Below are 15,591 nucleotides of genomic sequence, written 5' to 3' on the forward strand. Positions count from 1 at the left end.
TCAGTAACTCGGGTCAGTGAGCGTAGCTAACACCCCTGCAACGTCAAGGACGAAAGGTAATTTAAGGTAATACTTTTGCGGACAGAATAGTAATCGGTTTAACTGGCACATTCTGATATGGGCCAACGTTTTCTGTCTGAACCTGGGAGATTTTTTCTACTACATCCATCCCCTTAACCACTTTACCGAACACCGCATAGCCAAAGTCACGCTGGCCGTGATCGAGGAAAGCATTGTCTGCCACATTGAGGAAGAATTGGCTGGTGGCACTGTCTTTATCTGCGGTGCGGGCCATAGAAATGGTGCCGCGCAGGTTACGCAAGCCGTTATCCGCTTCATTCTTGATAGGTGTTTTCGCCGTTTTTTGTTTGAAATCAGCAGTAAAACCGCCGCCCTGAATCATAAAACCAGGGATGACGCGGTGGAAGATAGTATTGTTGTAATAGCCGTTGTTGACATAATCAACGAAATTCTGTGTTGAAACCGGTGCCTTCTGGCTATTGAGTTCCAACTCAATATTCCCAACCGACGTTGTTAACAACACATGAGGTTCACCGGCAGCTAAAGCCGCGGGCGCGACGGCGCTCAGGGAGCAAAGTGCGATGAAGGTCACTAAAGTACGTTTGAACATTAACGGTTCCTTTCTGTAGGATGCGAACAACGCAAAAGCGCTTTGATTCTAGAGAGCTGACCCGCGCAATGCCACCCATTTACGGTTATTTACGTAACAAAATGCGCATTTCGCTGAAAACTCGCGACGGCAGCAGTGAAACAGCACAATAGAGATTAATTAGCCAAACTAAACCATCTACCAAATCTCAGGCAACAGTGAAATTCTGCAACCGGGATCACGTCCTGCCCATTTGCTTACTCTCAAACTACCATTCTTGTGAGCAGCATCCCATTTTGTTTTTGGTTAATCGTTAGTCTTCCCCCTCAAATGAGAGCGCTCTCATTTCTAATTTACTCATTCGGAGGCCAAAGATGAAAACCTTTAAAATTGCCATTATTGGTGGCGGCAGTAGCTATACCCCTGAGCTAGTTGACGGATTAATTCAGCGTATTGAGCAGTTACCTGTCACTGAACTGGCACTGGCTGATGTCGAGTTAGGCCGTCAAAAAGTGGAGATTATTGCCGCGCTAACCCGCAGAATGCTAGACCGCCATGGGTTGGAACAGGTGAAAGTTAGTGTTCATTTCTCACTGGACACCGCCATCGAGGGAGCCAGTTTTGTGCTGACACAATTCCGTGTCGGCCAGCTGCCGGCACGGGCGGCGGATGAGCGCTTGGGTCTGAAATATAACTTGCTCGGGCAGGAAACCACCGGCGTTGGTGGTTTTGCTAAAGCGCTGCGAACCATTCCAGTGATGCTGGATATTGCGGCTAAAGTTGAGAAGCTGGCGGCGGATGCTTGGATAATTAACTTTACCAACCCGGCAGGTATCGTCACCGAGGCCGTCACCCGCTATAGCAAAGCAAAAATTATTGGCCTGTGTAATGTGCCAATCAGTATGCACCATATGATTGCAAAATTACTGGATGCGCCATCTGAAGATATCCAGCTGCGCTTTGCTGGGCTAAATCATATGGTGTGGGTGCATGAGGTTCTACAGCAGGGTAAAAATGTCACCGCCGAGGTACTAAATATGTTGTGCGACGGTGCTTCCCTGACCATGAACAATATTAAGGAAGCACCATGGCCGCCGGAATTTCTGCGCGCAATGGGCGCAATTCCTTGCCCATATCATCGCTATTTTTACCAGACGCAAGATATGCTGGCGGAAGAAATGGCCGCTGCTGCTGAACGTGGTACCCGCGCAGAGCAGGTCATGCAGGTAGAAAAAGAGCTATTTGACCTGTACGCTGACCCCCATCTGGATAGCAAACCGGAGCAACTCAGTTTCCGGGGTGGATCATTTTATTCTGAAGTAGCACTGGAACTTATTCGTGCAATTCATAATAATTTAGGTACGCAACTAGTTGTGAATACCACCAACCGGGGGGCGATTCGCGGTTTATCTGATGGCTCAGTGGTAGAAACCAACTGTATTGTTGATGCGCAAGGCGCTCATCCACTCACTTTTGGCCCTTTACCGGTTTCAATGCATGGGCTCACCCAGCAGGTCAAAGCCTACGAGCGCCTCACGATTGAAGCCGCCGTGCATGGTGACCGACGCAGTGCTTTGTTGGCATTAGTGACTAACCCACTGATTGGGAACGCCAGCATTGCCCAGCCACTACTGGAAGATGTGCTACAGGTAAATAAACTTTACTTGCCGCAGTTCGCAGATTTGTAACATTCATTCATTTTATACTCACAGTAATTGAAGTTGCAGCTTCCCCCCTGCAGCTTCAAGTACTCAGGGGATTGGAGCATGCAATGGTCACACTGGAAGACGTCGCGGTATTAGCCGGAGTTTCCCGCGCTACGGTATCCCGCGTGGTCAACGGTGATACCAATGTCAAAGCACAGACGCGCGAAAAAGTAGAACAAGCGGTGGCGGTATTGGGCTATACCCCAAACCCGGCCGCACGGGCACTGGCCTCCAGCCAAAGTCATACTCTGGGGCTAGTGACTACCTCCTATCGCGGGGGCTTTTTTGGTGCATTGATGGATTTTGTCCAAACTGAGGCGGAATCTCAGGGTAAGCAGCTGTTAGTCACCCAGGGGCGGGATAATGCAGATAAAGAATGGCAGGCAATTCAGCGCCTGTATAATTTGCGCTGCGACGGCCTCATCCTGCATGTCCGTTTTCTCAGTGATGAAAGGCTGCACCAGCTGGCGGCGGCAGGCCGCTCATTCGTGTTATTGGATAGATTGGTTCCCGGCCTGGAGGCCCGCTGTGTCACTTTCGACCATCGTCGTGCCAGCCAAATGGCGACCCAAGTACTGATTGATGCCGGCCATCGCCATATTGCGTGTATTAGTGGCTCAGCACAGCGCCATTCCAGCGGATTGCGCCGTCAGGGGTTTATCGATGCCATGCAATTAGCGGGGTTAGCGCCCGTCGCCTGTTTGGAAGGGGTTTACGACTTGGAGAGTGGCTATCAACGTGCGGATGAGATCCTCAATCGCCCGCAATTACCCACCGCTATTTATTGTTGTAACGAAGAAATGGCCATTGGGGCCCTGCTGGCTATCAACAAGCACCGCTTGCAAGTGCCGCAGGATATTTCATTGCTGTGTTATGACAGTGGCGAACGCGCGCCTTTTGTCAGCCCGGCATTGAGCAGCTTGCATTTCCCGATTGTAGAAATGGCGCGCTATGCGACTCAATTATTGATTAACCCACTGATCCCCAACGCCAGTTTCCCCCCGGCGATTATCATGCGCGAGTCGGTGACGCCGCCTAAAAACAGCCATTAAAAGCGCAGTTGATACTCACAACAAAGGTGGCAAGCAAATGCCTGCCACACTTATCATTTCACTCGCAAATTGATGTTTAGAATGTCACATTCAGTTTTGCCCACAGAGTCCGGCCCGGCTCATTCAGCTGTGTATTGGCGGAGTAACCAAAACCGCTGTTACCGGCCATATTGAGGTGCTCGCTATATGCTTTATTCAGCAGATTATCGACACCGGTGCTGATTTTCACCTGCGGAGTCACCTTGTAGGCCACATTCGCCGACAACACGCCGAAGCCGGCACTGTCAGCGAAGTCTTTGCCCACCACATTCCCCTCATTCAGGGCAATCCGCTGCTGACTGCTGACCAGCCGCCATAATGCCGTGCTGCTCCAGTCACCGGCTTCAAAGGTCAACCCCAGCCGCGCTTCGAGCGGAGGAATTTGCGGCAATGGCCGATTATTGCTGGTATTTTCGCCCCATGAATAAGCCAGACTGGCATCCGCCTTCCAGTTATCATTGAAAGCATAGCCAGCCCCCATCTCACCGCCCATGATAGTGGCGTTGATATTATCCGCCTGACTGATACGCAAATTGTTCGGGTTATATTTGAACAAGATGAAATCATTAACCCGCCCTAAATACGCCGACATCCAACCATTCAGTTGCTTACCATTATATTGCGCCCCAATATCAAGCTGGGTGGTTTTCTCACTTTTCACCCCCTCAAAAGCACTGCTGGAGCCAGTAGGGCCAAATTTTGGTGAGAATAGCTCCCAATAATCAGGAAAGCGCTCAGTATGGCCCAAGCCGGCATACCACATCACCGGTAACTCAGCCAGATTATGCTCAAAACGCATGAAGCCGGCGGGGAGTGTCGCGGAGCGGGTTGGCTCATCAGCACGAACATAATTAGTGACCTGATGATGGTCGACACGGGCACCGGTAATCAACTTATCTTGCTCGCTGGCGCGCCAAGTCAGTTCACTGAACAGCCCATAGTTGGCAAAACGGGCATTTTTACTCCAATCTCCTTGTTTATTCTTACGATGGGTATTTGTTTGCAGGTCAGTCCCCGCCTCCAGCTTGAAATCTTGCCACAACCAAGTGCCCATCACTCTGCCGCCCAAGGTGCGCCGGTCTAGGTTACTGCTCATTGCCATCATTGGCGGGGTGCGTAATGTGTGATTGTCCATAATATGATTGACATAGGTGTAATAGACTTTCGCTTCGATTTTATCCAGCACATCACCAATATTGGTTTTTTCAAAGCGCCCGCCCCAACTCTCCCGCAGGAACTGAGAGCCGTCCATACCGCGCCCAGCATAGCGAGCTTCGCCGTCACCTTTGCCTGCCGTCAGTTCCAGCAGAGTATCTGCATCCGGCGTCCAGCCCAGTGCCATGTCGCCATTCCATTTATCCCATTGCGAGGGTACCCGCGCCCCATTGCCATCCTGATAATCGCCAGCCTGAGACTGATTCCCCATCATCCGCAAATAGCCTTGTGCATTGCCCAAGCTGACATCAACATTTTTATCCCAGCGGCCATTCGAGCCCACCAACAAACTGGCATTTCCTTTGATGCCCGCCGCGGTAAAGTGCGGGGGTTCGCGCTCAAACAAAATGGTACCGGCAGAGGCTCCCGCCCCCCACAGCACCGATTGTGGCCCTTTCACCAAGGTTAATAGGTCAAAACTCTCCGGCGAAATATATGAGGTCGGCGCATCCATCCGCGACCCGCAAGTGCCCAGAATTTCTGCACCATCAGTCAGAATTTTCAGGCGCGAACCAAACATGCCACGAAATACCACGTCACCATTGGTGCCACCATTGCGGATTTGGGCGAAACCGGGGATGGTTTTCAGATAGTCAGCACCATCACTGGCCGGCACTGGCTGGCGCGGTGCTTTTGGGGATGTGACGATAATGAGCGGTGAATGTAAGGGCGCCGTGACGGTAATGACATCCGCATCATGGGTTTTTTTAGCTGCGCCAGCATCTGCTGCCTGATTTGTCACCGGATGATGAGTCACCCCATGCCGATGCTCCTCAGCCACCACATTTAAGGCCAATACCGATAAGGTCGAGGTTACTGCACAGGCTAATAATGTTTTTCTAAAGGTTTTATTCTTACCAGACATAACTATTCCTAGGGTAATACAAAGCGATCCAGCGGGTATTTATCCACGCCAGAAAAGTGTTTTTTATTGAGTTATCAGGAATAAAACAGTGGTAATGGCGGAGCGCGCGGGTGGCCTTCGGAATAAGTATCGTCAATGATTTTTGCATATATAAATATCGTGGGTGATATCTCAACCCGCGGTAATACGGAGTGCATATCGGCTTTAAAAGCCGTATTGAGCAATGGCAGATGGGTCAGTAAGACACAATATCCACAGGCGGCATGCTCCATCACCATGTCATGATGAACAGCAGGCTGCCCGTTATGAGCGGCCTGGACATCATGATGGGCCATATCCATGACATCGTCGGTCACCATCATCGAGAGGGTGCTTGGCGCGGAGGAAGGCACCAGTGAGGTGGATATCACAGGCGCGATGAAGAGCATTAGAATCGCGGCGATCCCCAGCCAGGCGCAATAGCACCGGCGACGATAAAGCATTTGACCTACTGGCATCCGCCCATCCGCGCGAATAATATTGCTACGCTAATCCCATGGCTCATGACGAGAGTTCCTTTATCTCAATAGCAAAAAAAATACGAGTGATAGTTTCCTATTTTATCAATAACTTTCATTGGCTGTGACTGGCCGAATGAGTGGGGAGGATCATATCTAAATCTGAGTTAAGCCGGCATTAAACCGCCTTAAATTAAGACTATTTCTCCTTTTTTCCGAGCTTAGATTTGTGATGCGTCACTATTATTTGCAATGACTCAGTTTTAATTGCATTTGAAATTGAATGTATATCACAAAAAATAGCCATGCCTGTGCTAGGATCCGCGGCCTCAGTTGTGAAACTGGTTTGAACACTTTTTATTAATGTTATTACTATTATTGTTTAAATATTATGCTGACACAGGCCCATCTATGAATAACAGCAACCGCCTTCGACTCACTTGGATCAGTTACTTTTCATACGCGCTGACCGGTGCGTTAGTTATTGTCACCGGCATGGTGATGGGAAATATCGCAGAGTATTTCAATCTGCCTATTGCCAGTATGAGCAACACATTTACTTTCCTTAATGCCGGTATTTTGATCTCTATTTTCCTTAATGCTTGGTTGATGGAAATCATTCCGTTAAAACGCCAGTTAGTCTTTGGCTTTATTCTGATGTTGATTGCGATTGCCGGATTGATGGTGGGCCATAACTTGATGGTCTTCTCCATCAGCATGTTTATTCTCGGGGTCGTTAGCGGGATAACCATGTCGATCGGGACTTTCCTGATTACCCATATGTATGAAGGGCGTCAGCGCGGTTCGCGCCTGCTGTTCACCGACTCCTTCTTCAGCATGGCCGGGATGATTTTCCCCGTTGCCGCGGCAATGCTGCTGGCGCGCCATATTGAATGGTACTGGGTCTATGTCTGCATCGGCCTGCTGTATGTGGGCATTTTCGTCCTGACATTGTGCTCTGAATTCCCGGTTCTGGGCCATAAAGCCACGGACCAAAGCCAGCCGGTCGCCAAAGAGAAATGGGGCGTTGGCGTCTTGTTCCTGGCGATTGCCGCCCTGTGCTATATCCTCGGCCAACTCGGTTTTATCCAGTGGGTGCCGGAGTATGCGACCAAAACTTTCAATATGGATATCAGCCAGGCCGGCCAATTGGTCAGTAACTTCTGGATTTCTTACATGATTGGCATGTGGGTGTTCAGCTTTATCCTGCGCTTCTTTGACCTGCAACGCATCGTCACGGTGTTAGCGGCGCTGGCAACCTTATCAATGTATATGTTTGTCAGCACGGATAACCCAGACCACCTGAGTTACTACATTCTGGCCTTGGGCTTTGTCTCCAGTGCCATCTACACCACATTGATTACCTTGGGTTCACTGCAAACCAAAGTGTCTTCGCCAAAACTGGTGAACTTCATTTTGACCTGCGGCACCGTCGGCACCATGCTCACTTTCGTGGTCACCGGGCCGATTGTGGCCAACAGTGGTGTACATGCAGCACTGGCAACGGCTAACGGCTTGTATTTGACCGTGTTTGTGATGTGCCTGATTCTGGGCTTCTTCACCAAACACCGCAGCCACGGCCATGTAACTCACTGATTTTTCTGTTCTCCTGCCCTACGACCTTGGCGGTTGTAGGGCATTCACGGCGATTTAACATTTATCTCTATTTGAAGTTAATCACTTCCTCCGCGCCTAAATATATCCGGCTCTCTGCGGGCTGCGTCTTGGCTATCACCACGCCATGGCGAATAGAGTAATGCACCGGAACCTGCCGCCGTAGCGCATCAAACCCACTGTCCGCGGGCAGAATAATTAAGTTGGCGCTATTACCCGGCTGCAAACCATAATCCGATAAATTCAACGTTCTGGCACTGTGGGTGGTTATCAAATTCAGCCCATCATTGATTTGGCCGTATCCCATCAGCTGGCAAATATGTAATCCCATATGCAAAACCTGCAACATATTGGCAGTGCCCAGCGGATACCACGGGTCAAACACATCATCATGACCGAAGCAGACATTAATCTGTGCCGCCAGCATCTCTTTAACCCGTGTAATGCCGCGCCGCTTTGGATAAGTATCAAAGCGCCCTTGCAGATGAATATTCACCAGCGGATTAGCAACAAAGTTAATGCCGGACATTTTCAGCAAGCGGAATAGCCGCGAAGCATAAGCGCCATTGTAAGAGTGCATTGCCGTGGTATGACTGGCCGTCACCCGCGCGCCCATATCTTCCCGCAGTGCCAATGCCGCCACCGTTTCGACAAAGCGCGACTGTTCATCATCAATCTCATCACAATGCACATCCACCAGCCGCTGATATTTCTGCGCCAGTGCAAAAGCAATATGCAGTGATTCAACGCCATATTCGCGGGTAAATTCAAAATGCGGAATGGCACCGACCACATCCGCCCCTAGCCGCAGCGCCTCTTCCAGCAGTGCCGCGCCATCTGGGTAAGAGAGAATCCCCTCCTGCGGGAAGGCCACAATCTGCATATCCAGCCACGGGCTGACTTCTTCTTTAACTTCCAGCATGGCACTCAATGCCGTCAAGCCGGGGTCAGAGACATCCACATGGGTGCGAACATGCTGAATTCCATTGGCTATTTGCCATTTCAGCGTTTGCCAGGCGCGCTGTTTAACATCTTCACGGGTCAGCAGGGCTTTGCGCTCCGCCCAGCGCTCAATGCCCTCAAACAAAGTGCCAGATTGGTTCCAACTGGGCTGACCGGCGGTTTGCGTGGTATCCAGATGAATATGCGGCTCAACAAACGGCGGCAATGCCAGCCCGCCCTGTGCATCCAACACCCCCACACCGCTGACTGGCTGCTCCGGTTGGGGCACCATCGCCGTGATTTTGCCATCCGCAATTGCTATCTGCCACAACCCGGCCTGCCCGGCTAGGCGGACATGATTGATAGTGGTTAATAAATGATTCGCTAAAGATTGGCCCGCCATACATACCCCCATCATGATTGCTGTGCGTCATTATGCTTTAGCTTACCCGACTCGCCGCCACTCACCCGATTTTCTTTAAATAAAACACTGTTTTATTTAAATGAGTAAACCAACCAAAACTGAAACCATTCAGCCAAACATGAATGAAATCCGCAACTTATCAAAAGCCGTTAAAAATCAGCCATCTACCACCTTAGAGGTATATGGAAAGCAAATTGATTTACATCAATAAGTACGCGCGGCGGAAGATTAAGGTGAGGGTAGAAAATTAAAAATTGAGGCAAAAATGAGCAAAGTCAAACTTGCCATCATCGGCAATGGTATGGTCGGCCACCGCTTTATTGAGGACTTATTAGATAAAGCAGATAAAGACCAATTTGAGATAACCGTATTTTGCGAAGAGCCGCGCATCGCTTATGACCGGGTTCATCTTTCATCTTACTTTTCCCACCATACTGCAGAAGAATTATCACTGGTTCGCGAAGGTTTTTATGAAAAACATGGCGTAAAAGTGCTGGTAGGTGAACGCGCCATTACCATTAATCGCAAAGAGAAAGTCATTCACTCCAACAGTGGGCGCACCCTCTATTACGACAAGCTGATTATGGCGACAGGATCTTATCCATGGATCCCGCCCATCAAGGGCAGCGAAGGGCAAGATTGCTTTGTTTACCGCACCATTGAAGACTTGAATGCCATCGAAGCTTGTACCCGCCGCAGCAAACGCGGGGCGGTGATTGGCGGTGGGCTATTAGGGTTGGAAGCGGCCGGCGCACTGAAAAACTTGGGCGTTGAAACCCATGTTATTGAGTTTGCTCCCGTTTTAATGGCCGAGCAGCTTGACCCGATGGGCGGCGACCAACTGCGCCAGAAGATTGAGCGCATGGGCGTCAAAGTGCATACCGGCAAAAACACCCAAGAAATTATCCATTCTGGACAGAATAGCCGCAAAACCATGCAGTTTGCCGATGGCACACAGCTGGAAGTCGATTTTATTGTGTTCTCCACCGGTATCCGCCCCCAAGACAAACTGGCCCATCAATGCGGTTTAGCTACCGCGCGCCGGGGGGGGATTGCCATCAATGATTATTGCCAGACTTCTGACCCTGATGTGTACGCCATTGGCGAATGCGCATCATGGCAGGAGCGCACTTTCGGCTTGGTCGCCCCGGGCTACAAAATGGCACAAGTGACTGCCGACCATGTATTAGGCCGCGAAAATAGCTTCCAGGGTGCAGACATGAGCGCCAAACTCAAGTTGCTGGGGGTCGACGTCGGTGGGATTGGTGATGCCCATGGCCGCACTGAAGGCGCGCGCAGCTATGTCTATCTGGATGAAAGTAAAGAAATTTATAAACGTCTGGTGGTCAGTGGCGATAACAAAACCCTGCTCGGCGCGGTGCTGGTGGGGGATACCAGTGATTATGGCAATCTGCTGCAACTGGCGCTGAATAATATTGAGTTACCGGAAAACCCCGATAGCCTGATTTTACCGGCTCATGCGGGCAGCAAGCCGGCCATGGGGGTGGATTCACTGCCAGATACCGCGCAAATTTGCTCCTGTTTTGATGTCACCAAAGGCGACATTATTCAAGCGATCGGCCAGGGTTGCCATACTGTGGCGGCGCTTAAATCGGCGACCAAAGCCGGCACCGGCTGCGGCGGCTGTATTCCACTGGTGACCCAAGTGCTGAATGCCGAACTCAGCAAGCAAGGCATTGAAGTTAATCATCATTTGTGCGAACACTTTGCTTATTCCCGCCAAGAGCTATACCACCTGATTCGTGTTGAACAGATTAAAACCTTCGCCGCCCTGCTGGAGAAATATGGCAAAGGTTACGGCTGTGAAGTGTGTAAACCGACCGTCGGTTCGCTGCTGGCATCGTGCTGGAATGAATATATATTGGCGCCGCAGCATACTCCGCTGCAAGACACCAATGACAACTTCCTCGGCAACATTCAAAAAGACGGCACTTACTCAGTTATCCCGCGCTCGCCGGGCGGTGAAATCACACCTGATGGCCTGCTGGCCATTGGCCGCATTGCCAAACAATATAATCTCTATACCAAACTGACTGGCTCACAGCGCGTCGGGATGTTTGGCGCGCAAAAAGACGACCTGCCCGCTATCTGGGCGCAGTTAATTGACGCCGGCTTTGAGACCGGGCATGCCTATGCCAAAGCACTGCGCATGGCGAAAACCTGTGTCGGTAGCACTTGGTGCCGCTTTGGGGTCGGTGATAGCGTCGGTTTTGGGGTCGCGCTGGAGCATCGTTACAAGGGCATCCGCACACCACACAAAATGAAATTTGGGGTCTCCGGTTGTACTCGTGAATGTTCGGAAGCACAGGGTAAAGATGTCGGAATCATCGCCACCGAAAACGGCTGGAACCTGTATGTCTGCGGTAACGGCGGGATGAAACCTCGTCATGCGGATTTACTGGCCGCGGACTTGGATGAAGCCACACTGATGCGCTACCTCGACCGCTTTATGATGTTCTACATCCGCACCGCCGATAAGCTGCAACGCACTTCGGTATGGCTGGAGAGTCTCGACGGCGGCATTAACTACCTGCGCGCCGTCATTCTCGACGACAAACTGGGCATTAACGACCAACTCGAAACCGATATTGCCCGCCTGCGCGACAATGTCGTCTGCGAATGGAAAACCACCGTTGAAAATCCGGCGGCACAAGTGCGTTTCGCCCACTTTATTAACAGCCCACGGCGCGACCTCAATGTGCAAGTGGTGCGCGAGCGTGAACAACATCGCCCAGCGCGTCCGGAAGAACGCATTCCTGTCCGGATGCTGGAACTGGAGGAAAACCTATGAGCCAGTGGACGCCACTTTGCCCATTAAATGACATTTTGCCCGGGAGCGGCGTATGCGGCCTGATGGGTGAACATCAAATCGCGGTCTTTCGGCCTTATGCTGACGAACAGGTATTTGCCATCAGCAACATTGACCCTTTCGCCCAGGCCAGTGTGCTGTCGCGCGGGTTAATTGCAGAACATCAGGGCGATTTGTGGGTCGCCAGCCCGCTGAAGAAACAACATTTTCGCCTGCATGATGGCTTCTGCCTAGAAGATGAAACGCGCTCGGTTACCCATTATGACGTGCGGGTACGCGACGGTATCGTGCAAATTAAGCATTGATAAATAACGGGAAAATCTGGTTTAACCGGATTTACACACCATAACCTTTGGATATCTCCGAGATATTGGCGACAAAATCGCAGGGGATTTAGGATTCACTATGTACAGCGACACCATCAACAAATGCGCGGCCAATGCGGCCCGCATCGTCAAACTGGCCAAAGAAAGCCCGCTGGGCTTTTGGATTGGCTCAGCCATGGCCGGTGCCTATGTCGGCCTTGGTATTATTCTGATTTTCACACTGGGTAACCTAATTGACCCGGCATATCGCCCATTAGTCATGGGAGCCACCTTTGGCCTGGCGCTGACCTTGGTGATTATCGCCGGCTCTGAGCTGTTTACCGGCCACACTATGTTCCTGACCTTCGGTGTCAAAGCCGGCACCATCAAATCCAGCCAAATGTGGGCGGTATTACCCCAAACCTGGCTAGGGAATCTGCTGGGTTCTGTTTTTGTCGCCCTACTTTATTACTACGGCGGCGGCAATCTGCTGTCAGTAGATACCAGCTTGGTGCATAGCGCCGCATTGGCAAAAACCTCAGCGCCAGCTATGACCTTATTCTTCAAAGGTGTATTATGTAACTGGCTGGTTTGTCTGGCAATCTGGATGGCAATTCGTGTTGAAGGTGCTGCGAAATTTATCGCTATTTGGTGGTGTTTACTGGCCTTTATTGCCTCCGGTTATGAACACTCGGTGGCCAATATGACACTGTTTGCTTTGTCCTGGTTTGGTCATCACAGCGAGGCTTACACCCTGAGCGGCATCGGCCACAACCTATTGTGGGTCACACTGGGGAATACCTTGTCAGGTGCGGTATTTATGGGGCTGGGCTACTGGTATGCCACACCGCGCGAGCAGCGCCCACAGTCTGCGGCAGTCAATACGCCACAGGCGGTTAAGCATTAATGACCATGAATAACCAGCCCGCAGGGGCTGGTTTTGCCACACAGCGGCCTTAACTTGAAGGATTGCCCATGGACTACTTCCCGATTTTCTGCCAACTGCAAAACAAAGCCTGCCTGCTGGTCGGTGGGGGTGAGGTGGCCGAACGCAAAGCCCGTTTATTGCTCGCGGCGGGTGCCGCCGTTACCGTCAATGCGCGCGAATTTACACCACAGTTTCACGATTGGGCCGCGCAGGGGCAACTTTCATTGGTCAGCGGTGAGTTCATCACCGAACTATTAGCAGAGAAATGGCTGGTGATTGCAGCAACGGATCAAGTGGCCGTCAATGCCTTAGTCTATCAAACTGCCAACCAACAACGGGTATTTTGCAATGTGGTTGATGACCCGAAACGCACCAGTTTTATCATGCCATCAATCATCGACCGCTCCCCTATCATGGTTGCTATCTCATCCGGCGGCAAAGCACCGGTATTGGCCCGATTGCTGCGAGAAAAACTCGAGGCCATGCTGCCGCAGCATTTAGGGCAGTTGGCGCGCTTGGCGGGCGATTTACGCCAGCGGGTGAAACAGCACTTTGCTGCCATGACTGACCGCCGCCGTTTTTGGGAGAAACTGCTGACCCATGACCGTCTGGCGCAATCACTGGCTAATGAAGACCGGATACAAGTCGAGCACCACCTTGAGCAACTGTTCAATGTGCCACTTGCAGATTGCGGTGAAGTGGTGCTGGTGGGCGCAGGCCCCGGCGATGCCGGTTTGCTGACATTAAAAGGTTTGCAACAGATTCAGCAAGCTGACGTCGTGGTATATGACCGCTTGGTATCCGATGAAGTCATGAATTTAGTGCGGCGCGATGCCGAGCGAATTTTTGTCGGCAAAGAGTCTGGCCGCCACACCGTGCCGCAAGAGCAAATTAATCAGATTCTATTGCAGCAGGCGCAGCAGGGAAAACGTGTGGTGCGCCTAAAAGGCGGCGATCCGTTTATTTTTGGCCGCGGCGGTGAAGAATTGGAAACATTGGCAGACTACAACATTCCATTCTCCGTGGTGCCGGGGATAACGGCGGCTTCTGGCTGCTCGGCTTACAGCGGCATTCCTCTGACTCACCGTGATCATGCCCAAAGTGTGCGGCTGATTACCGGCCACGCCAAGAAAGACAGTCAGTTGGATTGGGCCAATCTGGCAGCAGAAAAACAGACGCTGGTTTTCTATATGGGGCTCTCACAGGCTGGTGAAATTCAGCAGCAACTGATTCGACACGGCATGCCCGCCACAACACCGGTGGCACTGGTCGAGAACGGCACCTCGCGGCATCAAAAGGTGGTTAGCGGCGAACTGAGTCAGTTGGCGCTACTGGCCCAGCAGGTCAGCAGCCCGAGTTTGATAATCGTCGGCAGTGTGGTCAGTTTGCGCGAAAAACTGAACTGGTTTTCCAGTGCCGAACATGGCGAGGCCGGGGTAAAGGAACAAATTGAACGAGTGGGCTGAACTGAACTGATGCTAAAGGGGGAGCAACCCCCTTTAGCTAAGTGACTAATTTACTTATGGATGGGTAACAAAACCAATCGCGTCATACACTTTTGCCAGTGTTTCTTGCGCACGACCACGCGCCTTAGCGGCCCCTTCGCGCATCACTTCCTGCAAGAAAACTTCGTCTTGACGATATTGGTGATAGCGCGTTTGCAGCTCACTCAGCATGCCAGACACCGCATCGGCAACCGCCCCTTTCAAGTGGCCGTACATTTGGCCGGCAAACTGGGCTTCCAGCTCCGCAATAGACTGGCCCGTGACGCCAGAGAGAATATCCAGCAGGTTAGAAACACCGGCTTTCTTTTCGGTGTCATATCGGATAACCGCGGGTTCGTCAGAATCTGTCATCGCGCGTTTAATCTTTTTCACGACAGATTTAGGGTCTTCCAATAATTCGATGACGTTATTGCGGTTGTCATCTGACTTTGACATCTTTTTGGTTGGATCCTGCAAAGACATAACCCGTGCACCGGCTTTAGGAATAAATGGCTCAGGGATTTTGAAGATATCACCGTACAAGTTATTGAAGCGGCTGGCAATATCGCGACTCAATTCCAGATGTTGCTTTTGATCTTCCCCCACGGGCACCTGATGGGTCTGGTACAGCAAAATATCTGCGGCCATCAATACCGGGTAGTCGAACAAACCGGCGTTAATATTTTCAGCATAGCGGGCGGATTTGTCCTTGAACTGAGTCATGCGGCTTAGTTCGCCGAAATAGGTGTAGCAGTTCAGCGCCCAGCCCAGTTGGGAGTGCTCTGGTACATGGGATTGAACAAAAATGGTGCTTTTCTGCGGATCAATACCACAAGCCAGATACAGCGCTAAGGTGTCCAGCGTTCTTTTACGTAACAGCGCGGGGTCTTGACGAGCAGTAATCGCATGCAGGTCAACAATGCAATAGATGCAATCATAATCATCTTGCATCTGTACCCACTGACGCAGCGCACCCATGTAATTACCAATAGTCAATTCGCCGGACGGTTGCGCGCCGCTAAATACGATAGGTTTTATTGGGTTATCGGATACAGCCGTTAATGCAGTGGGTTTACTCAT

Annotated in this window: 12 protein-coding genes; 7 read left to right on the top strand and 5 right to left on the bottom strand. The window is 51.1% G+C overall.

Features of this window, described 5'->3' with window-relative positions; genetic code table 11:
• Positions 1–61: 61 nt before the first annotated feature.
• A complete protein-coding gene (gene ppiA / locus D5F51_RS20805; protein WP_025376626.1) occupies positions 62–631 on the bottom strand; it encodes a peptidylprolyl isomerase A in 570 nt (189 codons plus the stop codon).
• A 353-nt stretch (positions 632–984) separates the two neighbouring features.
• Here ppiA and D5F51_RS20810 point away from each other — a divergent pair, with 353 nt between their 5' ends.
• Positions 985–2,298: a 6-phospho-beta-glucosidase gene (locus D5F51_RS20810; protein ID WP_129198815.1), complete on the top strand. Its 1,314-nt coding sequence runs from the start codon at positions 985–987 to the stop codon at positions 2,296–2,298.
• 83 nt (positions 2,299–2,381) lie between these two features.
• Positions 2,382–3,368: a LacI family DNA-binding transcriptional regulator gene (locus D5F51_RS20815; protein WP_129198817.1), complete on the top strand. Its 987-nt coding sequence runs from the start codon at positions 2,382–2,384 to the stop codon at positions 3,366–3,368.
• Between the two features lie 76 nt (positions 3,369–3,444).
• Here the strand turns inward: D5F51_RS20815 and D5F51_RS20820 are convergent, their stop codons facing one another.
• Entirely contained in the window at positions 3,445–5,487 is a 2,043-nt protein-coding gene (locus D5F51_RS20820) for a TonB-dependent copper receptor (RefSeq protein WP_129198819.1), read from the bottom strand.
• A 74-nt stretch (positions 5,488–5,561) separates the two neighbouring features.
• On the bottom strand, positions 5,562–5,984 hold the full coding sequence (locus tag D5F51_RS20825; protein WP_129198822.1) for a DUF2946 domain-containing protein: 423 nt from the start codon (positions 5,982–5,984) through the stop codon (positions 5,562–5,564).
• Between the two features lie 411 nt (positions 5,985–6,395).
• Here D5F51_RS20825 and tsgA point away from each other — a divergent pair, with 411 nt between their 5' ends.
• Positions 6,396–7,580, top strand: a complete 1,185-nt coding sequence (gene tsgA, locus D5F51_RS20830; RefSeq protein ID WP_129198830.1) for an MFS transporter TsgA — start codon at positions 6,396–6,398, stop codon at positions 7,578–7,580.
• Between the two features lie 67 nt (positions 7,581–7,647).
• Here the strand turns inward: tsgA and D5F51_RS20835 are convergent, their stop codons facing one another.
• Entirely contained in the window at positions 7,648–8,943 is a 1,296-nt protein-coding gene (locus tag D5F51_RS20835) for a cytosine deaminase (RefSeq protein WP_162301807.1), read from the bottom strand.
• Positions 8,944–9,229: 286 nt separating this feature from the next.
• Between D5F51_RS20835 and nirB the strand changes: the two genes are divergently transcribed.
• The 4 genes from nirB (at position 9,230) to cysG (ending at position 14,493) form a co-directional block, all read left to right on the top strand.
• Positions 9,230–11,776 (top strand): nitrite reductase large subunit NirB, encoded by a 2,547-nt coding sequence (nirB, locus tag D5F51_RS20840; RefSeq protein WP_129198832.1) that lies wholly within the window; start codon positions 9,230–9,232, stop codon positions 11,774–11,776.
• Positions 11,773–12,099, top strand: coding sequence for a nitrite reductase small subunit NirD (gene nirD, locus D5F51_RS20845; protein ID WP_025376619.1), 327 nt, complete (start codon positions 11,773–11,775; stop codon positions 12,097–12,099). Before nirB ends, nirD begins: the two co-directional genes overlap by 4 nt.
• Positions 12,100–12,199: 100 nt before the next feature.
• Positions 12,200–13,006 (top strand): nitrite transporter NirC, encoded by an 807-nt coding sequence (gene nirC / locus D5F51_RS20850; protein WP_025376618.1) that lies wholly within the window; start codon positions 12,200–12,202, stop codon positions 13,004–13,006.
• Between the two features lie 68 nt (positions 13,007–13,074).
• Complete coding sequence (gene cysG, locus D5F51_RS20855; RefSeq protein ID WP_129198834.1) at positions 13,075–14,493, top strand: siroheme synthase CysG; 1,419 nt, start codon at positions 13,075–13,077, stop codon at positions 14,491–14,493.
• Between the two features lie 54 nt (positions 14,494–14,547).
• On the opposite strand, the gene trpS is transcribed toward cysG, so the two are convergent.
• Positions 14,548–15,591: a tryptophan--tRNA ligase gene (gene trpS, locus D5F51_RS20860; RefSeq protein ID WP_129198836.1), complete on the bottom strand. Its 1,044-nt coding sequence runs from the start codon at positions 15,589–15,591 to the stop codon at positions 14,548–14,550.

The organism is Yersinia hibernica (assembly GCF_004124235.1).
Classification (GTDB): Bacteria; Pseudomonadota; Gammaproteobacteria; order Enterobacterales; family Enterobacteriaceae; genus Yersinia; species Yersinia hibernica.